We start from the raw sequence: 18,012 nt of genomic DNA, 5'->3' as shown, positions 1-18,012 counted from the left end.
AAAATAACAATTATGCCCATTAAAAGTGGGATTTCAGGCAATTGAGGCTCAAAGATGATTATTGGTGTTCCCAAGGAAATTAAAAACCACGAATATCGTGTCGGTATGGTTCCTTCTAGTGTTCGCGAGTTGGCGATCAAAGGTCACGACGTTTTTGTTGAAACAAATGCAGGCATAGGTATTGGTTTTTCAGATCAAGATTATATTGATGCTGGCGCCACAATTTTAGCGACTGCTGCTGAAGTTTTTGCTGAAGCGCAGATGATTGTAAAAGTAAAAGAGCCTCAAGCAGTTGAACGCGCTATGTTGCGTCACGATCAGATTTTATTTACTTATCTGCATCTTGCTCCAGATTTACCGCAAACTGAAGATTTAATCAAAAGTGGTGCCGTATGTATCGCTTACGAAACTGTGACAGACGATCGTGGTGGCCTGCCTTTGCTTGCTCCTATGTCTGAAGTCGCTGGTCGTATGTCAATCCAAGCTGGCGCTATGGCGTTAGAGAAATCTTCTGGTGGCCGCGGTATGTTATTGGGCGGCGTACCGGGGGTTGAGCCTGCTAAAGTCGTCATTATCGGCGGCGGTATGGTTGGTACTAATGCAGCACAAGTGGCAGTTGGTATGGGTGCTGATGTTGTTGTGCTTGATCGCAGTATTGATGCTCTACGTCGTTTAAATGTGCAATTCGGTTCTGCTGTAAAAGCCATTTACTCAACTGCGGATGCAATTGAACGTCATGTTATTGAGGCCGATCTTGTGATCGGTGGTGTACTAATTCCAGGTGCTGCGGCGCCAAAATTGGTTACTCGTAGCATGATTTCACGTATGAAGCCTGGCAGCGCTATCGTTGACGTGGCGATTGATCAAGGCGGTTGTGTTGAAACTTCACATGCCACTACTCACCAAGATCCTACCTATATCGTTGATGATGTTGTGCATTACTGTGTTGCAAATATGCCTGGTGCGGTCGCTCGTACTTCAACATTTGCGCTTAATAATGCAACCTTACCGTACATTCTCAAGTTAGCAAATTTAGGCTATAAAGAAGCGCTGTTGCAAGACAAGCATTTTCTTAATGGCTTAAACGTCATGCACGGTAAAGTGGTGTGTAAGGAAGTGGCTCACGCCCTAAACTTAGCGTTCACATCTCCTGCGACACTATTAGTATAAGCTTTTAATTAACTTAACTTTTTATGTGGATTTGAGCTAGCTTTACTTAGTATGTAATTCAAATCGGTCTCGATACAATTGAGGCCGATTTTTTATTGGGTAGAAATAGGCTCCACTGCGATCGCAACATCATATTTATACAAGCTCATCCCGTGCTTCATTTCGTGGTTCAAACTTAAGCTATTTATTCACAGTAAAGTAAAACTGACACTCTCCATACTAAAACGGATGGACTCGATTAGTGCAATCTAAAAGAATCGCCCTCCAACACTTTACCCCCACAGGTAAATTCCCTACAATCCTTGCAATTTGCTAAAGGCACGGAGATAAAAATGAGCCAGGTCAGACATTGTAACTTATTGATTTTGGGTTCAGGCCCAGCAGGATATACCGCAGCAGTTTATGCTGCGCGTGCGAATTTAAAACCTGTGATGATCACAGGTATGCAGCAAGGCGGTCAATTAACCACGACGACTGAAGTTGAAAACTGGCCAGGTGACGCGGACGACTTAACGGGTCCAGCCTTGATGGAACGTATGCAGAAGCATGCTGAAAAGTTCGATACTGAAATCTTGTTCGATCATATCAACGAAGTGACCCTTACCGAGCGCCCTTTCCGTTTGAAAGGCGATAACGGCGAGTACACCTGTGATGCGCTGATCATCGCAACTGGCGCTTCTGCCCGTTACTTAGGGTTGGAGTCAGAAGAAGCTTTCAAAGGTCGCGGTGTATCAGCCTGTGCAACCTGTGATGGCTTCTTCTATCGCAATCAAAAAGTCGCAGTGATCGGTGGCGGCAATACCGCCGTTGAAGAAGCATTGTATTTAAGCAATATTGCTGCTGAAGTTCACCTCATCCATCGCCGTGACACCTTCCGTTCAGAAAAAATCTTGATCGACCGTCTGATGGACAAAGTCGCCAATGGCAACATAATCCTTCACTTAGATCAAACCATGGATGAAGTGGTTGGTGATGCCATGGGGGTGACAGGTCTGAAGATGAAGAGCACTAAAGATGGCTCGATCACTGACTTAGCCGTTGCTGGTGTGTTCGTCGCTATTGGTCACAGCCCTAATACCGGTATTTTTGAAGGCCAGTTGGAAATGAACCACGGTTATTTAAAAGTTCAGAGTGGCTTGCAAGGTAACGCCACGCAAACCAGTATCGAGGGTGTTTATGCCTGTGGTGATGTGATGGACCAACATTATCGTCAAGCCATTACTTCTGCCGGCACAGGCTGTATGGCCGCACTCGATGCAGAGCGTTATTTAGATGCTAAAAAGTAACTAGACTCGATTTTTCAACGAATAGCAGGCTAAGCCTGCTATTTTTTTAGGTCAAAATCGTTAAGCAATAGCAAAAATTTTTGCGGGCTTACCTGTCAGTACTGTTCACACGCGCACGTGTCTTTCCTTCACGATTCTTAATCTTGTACCAGTTAGATGGGCGCTTATAAGTGTTTAGGTAAATAACATCATTAGGTTAAGTCAAAAATGGCGCACAAAAAAAGGGACCAAAAGGTCCCTTCTCTACAGCAACAAACTAATTTCTTAGTTTAACGCTTCTTTTGCTTTTTCAACTAAAGTTGCAAATACAACTTTATCGAATACAGCGATGTCAGCCAAAATCTTACGATCGATTTCGATAGACGCCTTTTTCAGACCGTTGATGAAACGGCTGTAAGACAGACCATTTTGACGAGCAGCAGCATTAATACGTGCAATCCAAAGTTGACGGAATTGACGTTTTTTCTGACGACGGTCACGGTAAGCATATTGACCAGCTTTAGTTACTGCTTGAACAGCAACACGGTAAGTACGGCTACGAGCGCCATAATAACCTTTAGCTAGTTTTAAAACTTTCTTGTGACGAGCACGAGCGGTTACACCACGCTTAACTCTTGGCATTTTCTAATCTCCTAAATTAAGCGTAAGGTAATTGACGCGCGATTGCTGGAACGTCAGCTTTTGATACTAAACATTTGGCACGTAAGTGACGTTTACGTTTAGTGCTTTTTTTCGTCAAAATGTGACGTAAGTGTGCTTGCTTGCGCTTGAAACCATTAGCGGTTTTCTTAAAACGCTTCGCTACACCCTTGTCTGTTTTCATTTTAGGCATTTCTAAAACTCCGCATTGGGATGTTTAATAAAAAGCAAGGCGAGCAAAGGCCATAGACCTTTGCTACTTTAAGTTTTGCCCTACTTATTTCTTTTTAGGCGCTAGCACCATAATTGCTTGTCGGCCTTCCATTTTCGGGAAAGATTCAACAACCGCATACTCGTCCAAATCAGCCTTGATACGGTTCAATAGATCCATACCAAGGTTTTGGTGTGCCATTTCGCGACCTCGGAAACGAAGCGTAATCTTCGCTTTGTCCCCGTCTTCCAGAAAACGTATCAGGTTGCGTAGTTTTACCTGATAGTCGTTTTCGTCAGTTCCAGGACGGAATTTAATTTCCTTGACCTGAACCTGCTTTTGCTTCTTCTTTTGTTCCTTGGCTGACTTAGCCTTATCAAAAAGGAACTTACCGTAGTCCATAATGCGACATACTGGAGGTTCAGCATTTGGGCTGATTTCTACTAGGTCTACACCTGCTTCATCTGCCAAATTCTGAGCATCTCTGATGCTTACCACACCAATAGCTTCACCATCAATGCCTGTTAAGCGTACTTCTGGTACACCTGTGATTTCTTCATTGATTCTATTAGGGGCCGGCTGACGCCCTGCTGTTTTTTTGATCTTTATGACCTATTCCTCCAACAATTTGAGACTACGGAGCGAAATCTGTTGATGGATTTTAGTGGCGAAATCTTCAAGTCGCATCTTACCTAAATCGATACCATCACGGGTACGCACCGCTACTTCCTTATTTTCCATTTCTTGATCGCCAACGACCAACAAATAAGGGACACGCCTTAAGGTGTGCTCGCGTATTTTAAAGCCTATTTTCTCATTCCTCAAGTCAAAAGACGCTCGAATACCTTGTTCTTTGAAGAATTTTACGACTTCTTCAACATAATCAGCCTGTTTATCGGTGATATTCATCACGACAACTTGCATTGGGGCTAACCAAGTTGGGAAACGTCCTGCATATTCTTCTATCAAGATACCCAAGAATCGTTCCAAAGAGCCTAAAATAGCACGATGGATCATCACTGGGGTCTGACGGCTGTTATCTTCGGCAACGTAAGTTGCACCAAGACGGCTTGGCAACGCATAATCGAGCTGCACAGTACCACATTGCCACGCTCGGTCCAAACAATCGTGTAAAGTAAATTCGATTTTTGGTCCGTAGAACGCACCTTCGCCAGGCAAAATAGTGAATTCAATATTATTGGCACGCAGAGCTTGCTTAAGTGCTTCTTCCGCTCTGTCCCACATCGCATCGTCACCGATACGTTTCTCTGGGCGAGTCGACAGTTTTACTACGATATTTTCAAAGCCGAAGGTAGCGTAAGTATCGTAAACCATCTGGATACAGGCACTCACTTCCTCTTGAACTTGGCTGTCAGTACAGAAAATATGGGCGTCATCTTGCGTAAAGCCACGTACACGCATTAATCCGTGTAACGAGCCTGAAGGTTCATTACGGTGACAGCAACCAAATTCAGCCATACGCAATGGCAGATCGCGGTAAGATTTTAACCCTTGGTTGAAGATCTGCACGTGGCCTGGGCAGTTCATTGGCTTGATGGCGTATTCGCGATTTTCGCTGCTGGTCGTGAACATGGCTTCTGAGTATTTATCCCAGTGACCAGAACGTTCCCACAACACGCGGTCCATCATTAATGGGCCTTTTACTTCTTGGTAAGTGTATTGGTTTAGCTTACGGCGAATGAATCTTTCTAATTCGAGGAAGATGCTCCAACCGTCATTATGCCAAAACACCATACCCGGTGCTTCTTCTTGCATGTGATACAAGTCGAGCTGCTTACCGATTTTACGGTGGTCACGCTTAGCCGCTTCTTCAAGACGGGTTAAGTGTGTGCTCAGGGCTTTTTTGTCGGCCCAAGCGGTACCATAGATACGTTGCAACATCTTGTTTTCTGAGTTGCCACGCCAATAAGCGCCGGCAATGCTCATTAATTTAAAATGCTGGCAGAAACGCATGTTAGGTACGTGCGGTCCACGACACATGTCAGTGTATTCTTCGTGATGATACAGCGCAGGCGTCGCGTCTTTGCTGATGTTCTCATCCAGAATGGCAATCTTATAATCTTCACCGCGCGCAGCGAATGTATCACGGGCTTCTTGCCAGCTAACGACACGTTTTACTACGTCATAGTTGGTTTTTGCCAGTTGAAGCATGCGCTTTTCTAATGCGTCGATGTCATCTTGAGTCAACTTGTGCTCAAGGTCGATATCATAGTAGAAGCCATTATCGATAACAGGACCAATCGCCATCTTGGTTTCTGGCCACATTTGCTTAATCGCGTGACCTAATAAATGCGCGCAAGAATGGCGAAGAATTTCAACACCTTCTTCGTCTTTGGCGGTAATGATTGATAGCTCAGCATCGGTTTCAATGAGATCGCAAGCATCTTTTAATTCGCCATTAACGCGGCCAGCGATACAAGCTTTCGCTAAACCAGGGCCAATATCGGCGGCAACATCGAGGGTCGATACAGCATGAGCAAACTTGCGTTTGCTACCATCGGGAAGTGTAATTACAGGCATGAAATGTCCTTTCCAGTGGTGACCCACACGTAGGGCCACTTGGTTTTAGTTAATGTAAGAGAAATGCTCGCTAGGTTAAGACAGTACAGGAGTCTTAGCCGCCTTGCGTAGCAGGGCGTTTATTCTAAGGGATTGTAGCTAAAAGGCGCAAGCATATTGACCAGAATTGGGATTGGAAACAAAAAGCAAATTCATGATTTTGCAGTGTCTGGGTAACTTCTTGGTCATCTAACTCCCCTATTCTAGCGCCAGTTTATTGGGCATCACTGAAAACATGACAAGGGAGTTGATATGTTGAACTGCATTCTACTGGCTGTAACACTCACGCACACAGCAACCGCTTTACCTGAGCCGCAGGTGAAAATCACAAGCAAATCTTTGATTGATACTCAAGTGTTACTCGTTGATATTAAAAGTGAACTTGAGCAACAGATGCAGCGTTTAACGCTGGATATTACCCAAGATGCCCGCGATGGCGTGTTACACAGCAATGAAATGGAGGGGTTAGTGACGGCAAAGGACTAGTTTTTAGAAGAGATAATGATCCAACAAGAAAATATTTAACCAGAAGGTCTATCATGCTGCGTTTTGAGACCGACTTCATCTAAGTCAGTGCACTGCACTCTGCTGTATACTCAAATAGGAAGCACATAAAGCGCACTCAGGTTTCGAAATCGTCAAAGCGCAGACAATATAAGCGATAAGCGTACGAAGTATGAGATGCGTTGATTGAGCAGAGCGATTCGCTCTATTGGCGATAAGGAGTTGCACCATGAGAGTCATGAACAAAGTTATTGCTTGTCCCCACTGCGGGCACCATCAAGATATCAGTATCGATGCCAGCTGTGGAGACCAAGATTATTACGATGACTGCCGAATTTGTTGTAATCCGATTCACTTACGCTTACACATCGATGAATCGAGACGAACGGTTGAGCTGTATATCGATTCAGACGACGAGCAAATCTATTAAACGAGATTGCACTACACGCTGCGATGACACGAGACTAATGTGATTGCTCGTTAAAACGTCTGGCTAGCACGCGCTCGACTGTGTCGACGATAACTTGCGTTTGGCTGTCGATCTCGATATTGAGTTCATCCCCCACTTTGCACAGGCTTAAATTGGTCAACTTTAAGGTTTCAGGGATTAAGTGCAATTTAAAGCCTGAGTCACTCACCTCGCCAACCGTTAAACTGCAGCCGTTGACCCCAACAAAACCTTTATAAAAAATGTAATCCATCCATTTAGGCTCAATGCCAAGTGTCAGATCATAATGTTGTTCTGTATGGCTGATATCGATGACTTTGGCTTTCGTATGGATATGGCCAGAGAGAATGTGGCCACCAATTTCACTACCGAAAGTTAACGAACGCTCAACATTAACACTTTGACCTACTGACAAATTAGCCAGATTCGTCAGTCGCAAGGTCTCTTCCACTACATCGAAAAATACCCTATCATCAGCGACCTGAGTCACAGTAAGACATACCCCGTTATTTGCCACACTTGCTCCTATCGCAAGTCCCTCATGCAAATCAGGTTCAAACGCTACCTCAAGGGTATTTAGGCCATCTTTCTTATGTATTGCAACCACCTCGCAGGTGGCTTGAACTATACCTGTAAACATTTTTTGCTCGCTTAATCGTTAAAGGCTGTATTTATGAATCATTCAGGCTATCAAGCCAAACGTTTAATCCAACTGGCGCTGCCGGTACTGATAGCTCAGGTCACTCAGACCATGATGGGCTTTATTGATACTGTTATGGCGGGCCGTGTTAGTGCAGTCGATATGGCCGCCGTCGCAGTCGGCACTAGCCTTTGGTTACCCGCTATTCTGTTCGTCCAAGGTTTGCTGATGGCTTTTACGCCTTTATTTGCCCACTATAATGGCGCGAATAATCAAAAAGCCATCCAACCTTTGGCCTTTCAAGGTGCCTATCTTGCCATTATAGGCGGCATTGGTGTGATGGTTTTCCTCGCATCTGCGCCCTTTGTGCTTAGCCATATGGATTTAGAACCCGAATTATACCGCTTAACCATAGGATATCTCGACGGTATTTTATGGGGCGCGCCCGCATTTGTGCTTTATCAAGTGCTACGTGGCTGCAGTGAAGGTATATCCTATACCTTACCGACCATGGTCATTGGTTTTGTCGGTCTAGCCGTAAATATCCCCGCTAACTATATTTTTATTTATGGACACTTTGGCGTACCGGCCATGGGCGGCGCAGGCTGTGGTATCGCCACTGCTCTCGTATTCTGGGCCATGCTAGTTGCCATGACCATTTACATGCAGTTACATAAAAAATTCGCGGCTTTAGCTCCCTTCAGTAAATTTCATCGTCCAGACTTTGAAACGATGAAGAAAATGACCAAACTCGGCATGCCGATAGCAATGGCGCTGTTTTTTGAAGTGAGTTTATTTGCCATCATAGCGCTGTTACTCGCGCCACTTGGCGCAACAGTGGTCGCAAGTCACCAGATTGCGCTCAACTTTTCTGCCATCGTATTTATGCTGCCGTTATCTATCGGTATCGCGGTATCGATTCGGATTGGTTATTACTTAGGCCGTGATCGCGCTGATATTTCCGCGGTGGTCACTAAAGTGGGCTTATGGCTGGCACTATCCCTTGCTCTAACGACAGCGGTTTTGACCGTATTATTTAGATTCCAAATTGCGAAACTTTATAATGGTGATCCTGAAGTGGTTGCCTTAGCCGGCAGCTTGATGTTGATGGCAGCCCTGTATCAATTATCTGATTCAGTTCAAGTGGTCGCAGCGGGTGCTCTTCGCGGTTATAAAGATACACGCAGCGCTTTTTATATCACGCTGTTTTCCTACTGGGGCATTGGTATGTCACTCGGTTATACCTTAGCTTATACGGACCATATCGTTCCCGCGATGGGCGCCCATGGATTCTGGGCAGGATTGATTGCGGGTTTGACCTCAGCAGCGCTGTTATTTTTCATTCGTCTGCGTTACATCCAAAAGCATGGCGTGCATTTGAGCCTTATTGAAGGTGACAGTGTTCACCATTGATTGCATTAATGGCGAGCGACAGTGCTCGCCTTTTGGTTTATCAGTTTGATTTCGATGCATTCTCTGAAGTAAATCGAATAAGAAATTGCGGTTTTATCAGCGGCGTTGTTGAAACACTGGGCAAGTTGCACAGCAATTCACCATTTGACGACAAATTTGTTTTTTTTGCTTGCCAGCCCTGCGCTATGCCCCTAATATAGCGCTCGTTCCAAGGCGCAACGCTTTTGAATAGCTTGTTAAATTTAGCAATGCACCCGTAGCTCAGTTGGTTAGAGCACTACCTTGACATGGTAGGGGTCGGTGGTTCGAGTCCACTCGGGTGTACCACTCTCTTCAAAGAGTCTAAATTTGAAATTCAAACAGTGCACCCGTAGCTCAGTTGGTTAGAGCACTACCTTGACATGGTAGGGGTCGGTGGTTCGAGTCCACTCGGGTGTACCATTTCTTATTATGTATTTCATTAATCCACCCCTGCTTATCAAGCTAAATACAATTAATCTGCCTTTTAAAGCAGGTGTTTATGGTTTTCACTGCCTTTATCTTTTGATTTAAAATTCATTCCCAAATATCTCAAAGTTCAAAATCCAAAGTAATATCCTGTGCTAAATCAAATATTCGCAGTGGTATTTCTGCACCCTCTCCAATCCTTTTAAACGAGCGGCCTAAAAATTTTTGACTAAGTACGGCATCGAACAGACACTCGACGGTTAAGGTCGCAGAATAATGCATTCAAAGTCTGTTCGTTGAAAATAGCGTTCAGACAATCATCTGCAATTATCATCACCGCTCAATAGTGAGCGATCCTATCTGCATTTAGCGAGGAAATCCCAATGTCGAATGAAGGTTATCATGAACCCATTACTGAACTCACCGATAAAACCAAGGACATGCACCGTGCACTTACGTCACTGATGGAAGAGCTTGAAGCAATAGACTGGTATAACCAAAGAGTTGATGCGTGCAAAAATAATGAGTTGAGAGAGATACTTATACATAATCGAGACGAAGAAAAAGAACATGCTGCAATGCTACAAGAATGGATAAGGAGACAAGATCCGAGCTTTGATAAACAGCTAAAACATTACCTTTTTACAGATACGCCTGTTGCTCACACAGCTATTGTTCACAAATAAGTATTCAATCTGGCTGTTTGAGCAAGCCATTTTCGTGAGCAAACGCCTTTAGTCACTAAGCTGCCGTTCTTATAAAACAAACCTCTGCATGTGTTATTGCACCATTTAGCTCATTTCATACAGCCTTGCAGAATACTAGCGTGCAAATGTATTACTACGGACACTGTATTCTACGGACTTAGTGACTTTCGTTTTTAGCGTGAAGGACTTCACCTAATGCTACCTTAACGAAATATCTTGCGTGTAAATCTTAGGCGTATAGGACCTTTCAATCTCAGAATGGCGAGCACTGCCGTGCAAGAAAAACGAGCGATGTCAGCCATTTTTGAACGACTAAAAACATCACTCACTATTTTTAGCTACCTACGGCAATTAGAAATGATGACTCAATATTGAAGTCATACATCACTTAGGCTTTATCGCTCAAATTTTACCGAGTAGAAGGAATATAACGAGGATCAATACTACCAAACCTAATCCACCGCTCGGGCCGTACCCCCAGCTCTTACTGTGTGGCCAAGTCGGAGCCACACCGATCAGCATCAGAATCAAAACCACCAATAATATTGTTCCTATACTCATGAGAGTCTCCTAGACATTATGGATATAACTCGAACCAGAAATCTTAATCAATATGACAAAGATCCTTTTAAATACCCACATAAAGCTGCCAAACTTTATGCTTAAGGTGCTTACTTAATTGTAAAAGCCTCTGACATCAACTGTGTTTTTCGGCATCCTTAGCCGCTTCTTTTACATTACCAATTGCTTTTTGAGTTTTACCTTTTATCTGTTTCTGAACCCCTTTCATCTGCTGTTTCGGGTTGCCAACGATCTCACCAATTTTTTGCTGCACTTTGCCTGCAGCATCTTTTATTGAACCTTCTATTTGGTCTTTGTTCATGGTCAATTTCCTTTTGTTGTTGATATAACATCTAAATAATAATGAGCGCTAACAATCAGCTATGAGCTATTTTTCATTTTAGTAAATAGCGTTTAGCAAACATCTAAATATTTTTAGTAAATATCTTAGTTGGTAAAATATCAGTAAAGCGACATAAAAATTAGACTAAAATTAATTCCGCGGTATTTTCATAAAATTGTGTGACTGGCTCTACATCAATCACGCCGCGTCAACTTAGGTATTAACGCTACAATATGACATTGATTTGAATAGGAAAATATTTTGTAGCAATCTTGAATTTTATCTTAAACATATTGTGGTGATCATTTTATTTACTGAAAATTTAGTATTAATCATGACTGAATTCCATTATTTAATTATCTAGTGATTTTTCAGTTAAAGCGACATCCTAATGATGAGCCGCAACATCAAGATAAATAACATAAAATATTTTATTAAGACAAAGATTACCCATTAAAGGCATATCAATCTAAACTCTGTATCCAATTTATAATTTATCTAAAAGTGTGTCTGTGCGATAGCGTACACATTATAAATATTTTAATCCGCAATTTAACTTAAAACACAATGAAACATCAGCTGATACCTAATGTAGCTACATTTTGACATATTATAGATGCCATTAAACATATGAATATTCAGTGAATAAGCTCAGAAGGAACTAAGAGGTATAACTCTAAAACGTTAAAATGATCTAGAGGTGTTTATAGCATCTTGTAGAGCTTAGAAAACCACAGCTGGTAGTCTAAGGTTGTTTAGCACCAATTAGCCTCGACTGCTGATTTTTACAATAATGCTTCTATATTCGCAAGAAGAACACGATAACCTACGTTACCATAAAATATTTGTCTACCTTCGTCGATAATATAGCTTGGACTGCCTTGTAGATTTTGTTGTGTTGACTTTTGATAGTTGCTCATTAATGCGGCTATAGCTGAACCATCATGAACGCTTGAGATGATTTTTTTCTGTTCCAGCCCATAGAAATCAACCAGATCATAGAGTATTTCAAGCTTACCAATATCCAATGCGTCGATAAAAAATGCACTCCGAAATTTCAATGCCATATTGATACTGGTGTTTTTGTCATAGATAAGTTCAATGGCTTTAAGCACTAAATGAGCATTGGCCGACGTTGTCGGTCTGACTTCTGTCCATATTTTTGAGTTCGTGGGAACGTCATCACGGATAGATGCAGATTTATGTACATGTTCTGCAAAACCATTATATTGACCTTTCTGTTTCCACTGTGTCTCAATTTTTGTGTGAACATCACCAAATACATCAAGATAATGATATTTAAAATGAATTTTATTTTCTAACTTTTGATTTAACTCCTCAATACGTTGTTGTGCAACCCAAGCCCACACACAAAGAATATCAGAGTAGTAATCAATGATCAGGGGTTGATTCATGTTAATCCTTAATAAGGTGGCAGTTTAAGTCATACACTCTAGTTTCAAGGCTAATCAATAATTATTGTGATGGCAGTTCTACTTGTTACCACAGAAGTCAAGATTTCAATATCTGAACTACTGAATAAATACCTAAGCTACACCGAGCAATAGGTACAAGGATGTGATTTTTAGCAGACATACTAGAAGTCATCGATTTGTTTCATATTACGTGCCAGCAATCGCTTTTCTGCTTCTTCAAGGGACAGTATATTGCTAAGAAATTCAGTTACGGAAGGTGCAGAACTGCAATGTTGTAGATATTCAAACAGCCCTACAATATTTTTATGATACTCAAGTGTGGCCATCGCTATTTCATCCGTATCCATCCTCTTAAATGGATGTTCACCTATGGTGTTAAAAGGAATAGCGGTTTTTTCATAATAATGCCGACAATAAGTGTTAAGTGCATTGCTATTGCCATTATCTTCGAACTGTCTGATAACCAGTGCCATTTTTTGCTCGTGGGCTGAAATATACTCCAACAGTAATCCGCTTCTTTCGCTATCATTTGTAAGTGCGCAATGTGCCGCAAATGCATGCAGCTGTTGGTGTATATTTCTAGTCCATTGCATAACATCATAAAGCGTTTCTATTTGCATATTATTCTCCTCAAAACGGGAGTCCTTGGTCTTTACTGTGAAAAATGAATCACTTTTCTATGCATTGATGAAAGTAAACTTACTAAACAAGCCCATATTTACAATGGCATTATTTCTCATTAAAAACGCAGTTTTGAAATGATTATTGACTAAATAGTCAAGCTGATGGCTATTATTGATATGAATTGTTGACATCTTGTCATCAACATAAAATACTTTATAAGTCCAACAACGGCTTAATCTATGTAACATCTGGTCTTTAGCTTAAAAAGCTAGCGATAAGCCACAACCTTGTAATAAGGCTAATGGCATGAGTATACCTATATTTTTCTATTGACTCTGTTCGTTGCCGCACTGATTGTTGACAATACAATGCGCACAAGAAAGAGGGAAAACTACCAATACAATATGTTGCCCTTTCATAACTAGATTGAAGGGCATCATCTTCCCGCTTTCAGTTAATAACAGTATTATATTTAGGAACGAACCATAGGTGAGCTAGCTCAATATTTACCGATATCAGTACTGAGTCGTTAATACGCACGAAACAAGCCATCAAAATATTGGGAATAACAATAATAGAAGATAAAAAAGGAGTAGCTGATAAATCGGCTACTCCTTTTATTTAGTGGACAATTTAAAAGCGGTAATTAAAGCTCAGGGTCACATTACGTGGGGTTCCGTAATGATACACGCTATATGCTTCGGACATTGAGGCAGAGGCAGACATATAAGCATAGTATTTTTCGTCTAATAGGTTCTCTACGTTAAGTTGCAGATCCATGTTGTCAGTGAGGTTATAACGAGCCATCAGGTTGACTAAAGAGTAAGCATCCTGATCGATTTTTACTGTCCCCCCTTCAGAGTAACTATCACTCTGCCAGTTAATACCACCACCCACGGTCAACTCAGGCAGGTAATCGACAAACTGATAAGTTGTGAATAGTTTAAACTGTTTGCGAGGGCTAGTAGTCGCCACTTTTTTCCCGTCAGCATCTTCCGCTGTAAACTGCGAATAGCCAGCCGTGATATTCCACCCATCGATAAACTCCCCCACTACTTCTAACTCAAAGCCTGTACTCTCAGTACCTTGAGCAGCTTTGTAATAAGTGGTTGGAGTACCGTCAACAATGATAGTTCCAGCGGGTGTTGCCAGATTATCCTGTTCAATCTTAAACAGTGCCACTGCGGTATGCAGACGATCATCTAGATAAGCGCTCTTTAAACCGATTTCATAGGCTTTACCTTCGAGTGGCTCTAAATAATCACCGTTAATATCCTTACTGTTCTGCGGATTAAATATTTCGGTATAACTGGCGTAAACACGATGCTCTTCGTTTATGTCATACAAGGCGCCAACATAAGGAACGAACACGCCATCATCACCAAAGTTGGTATCAGTACCATAGCTGACCCCTTCGCGGTTCCAACTAGAAATACGGCCACCGGCAATCACTTTTAAATCATCGGTAATTGTTAGCCGAGTTGCTGCGTAGAAACCTTTCTGCTCGGTATCCATATTCAACTGACGATTGGCGTTTGTTGACCATTCAGGCTCTTCAAAGGCATTGCTTTGCCAATCATAAAAGTTTTCAACTGCCTTTGAGTCCCAGCCCGTCATATTCTCACGGATGGGTTCATAGGTATCAGCATAGGATTTCTGTTTGCTGTATAAGGCACCAGTCACAAATTGATGCTCACGGTTAAAGAGTTGGTAATCGCCTTTCAACTGAAAATCGAAATTATCAGAGTTACTTTCACCATGGCTGTGATAACGCTGACCGCTCAAACCTGCACCGGTTTCTTTATTCAGCAAGCCAGACATATAGATCATTTTGGTGGTGGTTTCATATTCCATGCGATTATAGTTCGCCACCAACTGCCAACCATTGCTGAAATAATGGTTCAAGTTAGCAAAATAGTTGATGTTAGTCGTTTCCCAACGGCTCCAATCTGCCGCTGTTGTAGTAGAAACATCCCAATCAGTAGCCGAACCATCGCTGAATACTGCTGGTAATGCACCCCACATCGCTCCTTTGGGGTTGTTGTTATTGTAACTACCGCCAACGCGCAGCATAGTGTTGTCAGTAATGTCTGAATCAATTACGCCGTAAAGAATGGTCTTACGGTCTTGATAAAGATCCTGATAAGAATCGCTATTGACATATTTCGCGACCATGCGACCGCGCACACTGCCACTGTCGTTGAGGCCATTAGAAACATCTGCGGTAACTTGTTTTTTATCCCAGCTACCCGTAGCAACATCAACATAGCCCTTAAGTTCGTCACTGTCGGCATGTTTGCGCACTAGGTTGATTGAAGCAGAAGGATCCCCTGCCCCCGTTAGTAAGCCTGTTGCACCACGCACCACCTCTACACGCTCATACAGAGAGATATCAGACACAGTCTCACCTGCATCGCCCCCCAAACTCCAAGATAAAGGTACGCCATCAATCTGGTAATTCTGAACCGCAAAACCACGGGCCATAAAGCCATTTCGAACGTTATCTGTTTTAGATGAAGACAAACCTACTGTGTTATTAACCACATCAACAACGGTATTGAGTGCCTGATCCTGGATCCGTTCAGCGGTCAAGATGCTCACTGACTGTGGCGTTTCCTGCAGTGACAGCCCTAAGCCTGTGGCGGTATCAATGGTTCGACTCACAGTGTACTTGCCCATCACTGTTATTTTTTCAATATTTTGATCATTTGCATCTGCAGCAGAAGACGGCTCTGCAGCCAAGACTGACAAAGGGTTTAATGCCAAAGTAATGGCAGACGCGAGAGGTAGTAGATAAAAGCGCATAGTAATTTAGGGAGTTTATTTAGGATGAACATACGGTAACACTATTGCGAATCACTTTCATTTGTATTTTGGTGATGTATATAACAAATTCATCATTTATTAATGAGGAATAAACGTCCCCGTTGTGTTTATGCCTTCAAAAGTGAGCGTTTACGGCGAAAAAGGTTATTCTTTACCCGTATTCGGTTAATCATTCTTAATCTACGCCACTAAAAGCGACCCTGAAATTATTACTCCATAGGATCGCCATTAGTGTTTAGCTTTTACCTCATTCAGTGTGTCTGTACTATTAGCTCGGCAGGCAGAGGCCACTTTGCCACTTGCCACTCACCTTGCCAATTCTCTATCGATATCCACAGACTATCTGCGGAGGTTAGTGTCTTAGTTGCGATGGCGTGTACGTGTTGGCCATGCTTATTACCGTGCAAAATACCATTCTCGCTGCGCTGTAAATCTGCTATTGGCAAAGCCTGCGTTCCAATATTGGCATAGCCTTGGCGTATATTGCCTACCTCACCTTTTTCAAAAACCAACATAAAATCTTTCACATAGTCATCATGATGTACATAGGGTGCTTTTAGATCTAAGGGTAAAGGGGCTATTTTAAATTCACCTAACTCTTGAGCCTGCCAGGCCGGTGGAAATGTAGGTGTTAGCGACTGATACAAAAACAATAGGGGGAGCAATAGAATAAACCCACTCAGTTTATATTTATTTTTTTGCCAAAAAGTTGAATGAATGAAAGCCATTAACGTACCTCCTCTAACCTATCTGCCACAGTACTGGGGGATCCCATTTTTTTAATTGCACGCACATTACGCAGTCCCCACATCATAAATCCTGTGATTGACATACCCGATAGGATCACCCCAAAAATAAACCAAATGATTTTTGTCCAGATACCACCTAAGGTACCGTAATGCAAAGGATCTGCGATATGCATTAGCGTTTGTATCCCTGTCATCGTCTCGGGTGATGTCGTTTTTGCAATCTCCCCCGTCCAAGGGTTAATGCTGAGGTTATAAGAATACTGATCGTAAAAAATGTGATCGCCGCTACCACTCAGATGATACATGTCACGATTATGCTCTGGTTTCATCACATAGCTTGGTTGAAAGTCTGGAAAGTGCGTTTGCGCTAATGTTAAGGCTTGTGCAAATGTCACGCTTGGATCTGCGGGATTCACATCACCCTTTTGGATAAAGGGCAATTGCTCAGCAGCAACCAATGGCGCATGTGGCTCGATATCAATATCTGCATGCCAAAAAATGGCTTGGACTAAATACCATAATCCGGTAACGGCCATAATCGTGATAAACCAAATAGACCACACACCAGACAATTTATGCAAATCGGCCAATAGTGTCTTTTTACCTTGACTCACACGCAATTTCGGAGCAAAAAAACTTCGCCAAAAACGTTTATAAACAATGAGTCCCGTCACTAAAGACGCGAGCATAAACAGCGCCATCGAACAGACAAGGTAATAACCCAAGCTGTAACCGCTTTGCCAAGGAAATAATAACCAAGCATGTAAAGATCTGATAAAACCGGCAAATGTCATGCCTTCATTAATCTGTTGTATCTCACCTGTGTATTGATTGACATAGGCCATGGCATAGGGTTTATCCGCGTCACTGAACATGATCACATTGACCATATAAGGTTCTAATGTCATAGCGCCAGAGACTGCCGCACTTGGGTAGGCTTCCTCAACAATCGTCATTAATTCACTAACCGGTTTTACGGGTAAATCATTAGGGTTCAACGCCCTCGATGCAGGATTAGTTAACCAAGTGATCTCATGACTCAGTACCGCAATCGTCCCCGTCAAGCAGATAAAACAAAATAACAACCAAATTGGGAGCGACACCCAACCATGCAACATAAACCAGAATCGGTTACTGATCTTCGCCATTTGTGACTTTCCTAACACTTATCGTATTTCGCGAGTGTAAAGGTAATGCAAATTGTTATCAATACGATGTACTAGGAATTGTTTTCAATTAGAATGCCGGTCACAAAATACTATGATGGGGAATCATGATGGATAAAAACTTGTTAGCAGCGCTCATTTCGAGCCTATTGTTAGCGCCGAGTTCCAACGCCAAATAGCTTCTTACTACTCTAGTATCGATTTCTATAATCAAGGTTTCTTCGGCGAACCGCGAAATGTCGAACTTAGCCTGAGCTATAAT

General features: G+C 42.4%; 18 protein-coding genes and 2 tRNA genes. 8 read left to right on the top strand and 12 right to left on the bottom strand.

Annotated elements, in window-relative coordinates; genetic code table 11:
• The first annotated feature begins 54 nt into the window (after nucleotides 1-54).
• Both ald and trxB read left to right on the top strand, forming a co-directional pair.
• Complete coding sequence (gene ald, locus L5M17_RS14810) at nucleotides 55-1,170, top strand: alanine dehydrogenase (RefSeq protein WP_173496917.1); 1,116 nt, start codon at nucleotides 55-57, stop codon at nucleotides 1,168-1,170.
• Nucleotides 1,171-1,502: 332 nt separating this feature from the next.
• On the top strand, nucleotides 1,503-2,456 hold the full coding sequence (gene trxB / locus L5M17_RS14805; RefSeq protein ID WP_007647644.1) for a thioredoxin-disulfide reductase: 954 nt from the start codon (nucleotides 1,503-1,505) through the stop codon (nucleotides 2,454-2,456).
• A gap of 264 nt (nucleotides 2,457-2,720) precedes the next feature.
• Here the strand turns inward: trxB and rplT are convergent, their stop codons facing one another.
• The 4 genes from rplT to thrS form a co-directional block, all read right to left on the bottom strand.
• Entirely contained in the window at nucleotides 2,721-3,077 is a 357-nt protein-coding gene (gene rplT / locus L5M17_RS14800; RefSeq protein ID WP_006081652.1) for a 50S ribosomal protein L20, read from the bottom strand.
• Nucleotides 3,078-3,093: 16 nt separating this feature from the next.
• Nucleotides 3,094-3,288 carry a 50S ribosomal protein L35 gene (gene rpmI, locus L5M17_RS14795; protein ID WP_006081653.1) on the bottom strand — a complete coding sequence of 65 codons (195 nt, stop codon included), beginning with the start codon at nucleotides 3,286-3,288 and terminating at the stop codon, nucleotides 3,094-3,096.
• A gap of 84 nt (nucleotides 3,289-3,372) precedes the next feature.
• Nucleotides 3,373-3,915 carry a translation initiation factor IF-3 gene (infC, locus tag L5M17_RS14790; RefSeq protein WP_012089240.1) on the bottom strand — a complete coding sequence of 181 codons (543 nt, stop codon included), beginning with the start codon at nucleotides 3,913-3,915 and terminating at the stop codon, nucleotides 3,373-3,375.
• A 3-nt stretch (nucleotides 3,916-3,918) separates the two neighbouring features.
• On the bottom strand, nucleotides 3,919-5,847 hold the full coding sequence (gene thrS / locus L5M17_RS14785; RefSeq protein WP_263148300.1) for a threonine--tRNA ligase: 1,929 nt from the start codon (nucleotides 5,845-5,847) through the stop codon (nucleotides 3,919-3,921).
• 291 nt (nucleotides 5,848-6,138) lie between these two features.
• On the opposite strand from thrS, the gene L5M17_RS14780 reads away from it, so the two are divergent.
• Together L5M17_RS14780 and L5M17_RS14775 are read left to right on the top strand one after the other, a co-directional pair.
• Entirely contained in the window at nucleotides 6,139-6,372 is a 234-nt protein-coding gene (locus L5M17_RS14780) for a hypothetical protein (RefSeq protein WP_131525575.1), read from the top strand.
• Between the two features lie 247 nt (nucleotides 6,373-6,619).
• Nucleotides 6,620-6,820: a CPXCG motif-containing cysteine-rich protein gene (locus L5M17_RS14775; RefSeq protein ID WP_028759934.1), complete on the top strand. Its 201-nt coding sequence runs from the start codon at nucleotides 6,620-6,622 to the stop codon at nucleotides 6,818-6,820.
• Nucleotides 6,821-6,854: 34 nt separating this feature from the next.
• On the opposite strand, the gene L5M17_RS14770 is transcribed toward L5M17_RS14775, so the two are convergent.
• Entirely contained in the window at nucleotides 6,855-7,478 is a 624-nt protein-coding gene (locus L5M17_RS14770) for a riboflavin synthase subunit alpha (protein ID WP_263148298.1), read from the bottom strand.
• A gap of 33 nt (nucleotides 7,479-7,511) precedes the next feature.
• Here L5M17_RS14770 and L5M17_RS14765 point away from each other — a divergent pair, with 33 nt between their 5' ends.
• From L5M17_RS14765 to L5M17_RS14750, 4 genes are all read left to right on the top strand, one after another.
• Nucleotides 7,512-8,891, top strand: a complete 1,380-nt coding sequence (locus tag L5M17_RS14765) for an MATE family efflux transporter (protein WP_028759932.1) — start codon at nucleotides 7,512-7,514, stop codon at nucleotides 8,889-8,891.
• A gap of 250 nt (nucleotides 8,892-9,141) precedes the next feature.
• A tRNA-Val gene (locus L5M17_RS14760) sits at nucleotides 9,142-9,218 on the top strand.
• 37 nt (nucleotides 9,219-9,255) lie between these two features.
• Nucleotides 9,256-9,332 (top strand) — tRNA-Val (locus L5M17_RS14755).
• Between the two features lie 389 nt (nucleotides 9,333-9,721).
• The gene (locus L5M17_RS14750; RefSeq protein ID WP_219234161.1) at nucleotides 9,722-10,024 is read left to right on the top strand and encodes an encapsulin-associated ferritin-like protein; all 303 of its coding nucleotides are present in this window, start codon (nucleotides 9,722-9,724) and stop codon (nucleotides 10,022-10,024) included.
• Between the two features lie 423 nt (nucleotides 10,025-10,447).
• Here the strand turns inward: L5M17_RS14750 and L5M17_RS14745 are convergent, their stop codons facing one another.
• The 7 genes from L5M17_RS14745 to L5M17_RS14715 all read right to left on the bottom strand — a co-directional run bounded on the left by L5M17_RS14745 (nucleotide 10,448) and on the right by L5M17_RS14715 (nucleotide 17,732).
• Nucleotides 10,448-10,600, bottom strand: coding sequence for a DUF3309 family protein (locus L5M17_RS14745; protein WP_311981184.1), 153 nt, complete (start codon nucleotides 10,598-10,600; stop codon nucleotides 10,448-10,450).
• A gap of 142 nt (nucleotides 10,601-10,742) precedes the next feature.
• Entirely contained in the window at nucleotides 10,743-10,928 is a 186-nt protein-coding gene (locus L5M17_RS14740; RefSeq protein ID WP_028759929.1) for a CsbD family protein, read from the bottom strand.
• A gap of 806 nt (nucleotides 10,929-11,734) precedes the next feature.
• On the bottom strand, nucleotides 11,735-12,364 hold the full coding sequence (locus tag L5M17_RS14735) for a DsbA family protein (RefSeq protein WP_263148297.1): 630 nt from the start codon (nucleotides 12,362-12,364) through the stop codon (nucleotides 11,735-11,737).
• A gap of 182 nt (nucleotides 12,365-12,546) precedes the next feature.
• On the bottom strand, nucleotides 12,547-13,005 hold the full coding sequence (locus tag L5M17_RS14730; RefSeq protein ID WP_263148295.1) for a hypothetical protein: 459 nt from the start codon (nucleotides 13,003-13,005) through the stop codon (nucleotides 12,547-12,549).
• A gap of 637 nt (nucleotides 13,006-13,642) precedes the next feature.
• A complete protein-coding gene (locus L5M17_RS14725) occupies nucleotides 13,643-15,814 on the bottom strand; it encodes a TonB-dependent siderophore receptor (protein ID WP_173496912.1) in 2,172 nt (723 codons plus the stop codon).
• 272 nt (nucleotides 15,815-16,086) lie between these two features.
• Nucleotides 16,087-16,563, bottom strand: a complete 477-nt coding sequence (locus L5M17_RS14720) for a hypothetical protein (RefSeq protein ID WP_105252512.1) — start codon at nucleotides 16,561-16,563, stop codon at nucleotides 16,087-16,089.
• Nucleotides 16,563-17,732: a PepSY-associated TM helix domain-containing protein gene (locus tag L5M17_RS14715; RefSeq protein ID WP_263148293.1), complete on the bottom strand. Its 1,170-nt coding sequence runs from the start codon at nucleotides 17,730-17,732 to the stop codon at nucleotides 16,563-16,565. The genes L5M17_RS14720 and L5M17_RS14715 overlap by 1 nt, the downstream gene beginning before the upstream one ends.
• Between the last annotated feature and the right edge of the window lie 280 nt (nucleotides 17,733-18,012).

The sequence above is a fragment of the Shewanella sp. SW24 genome (assembly GCF_025653395.1).
Lineage (GTDB): Bacteria > Pseudomonadota > Gammaproteobacteria > Enterobacterales > Shewanellaceae > Shewanella > Shewanella oncorhynchi.
The sequence above is the reverse complement of the archived record's forward strand: the minus strand, read 5'-3'. Positions and strand labels throughout refer to the sequence as shown.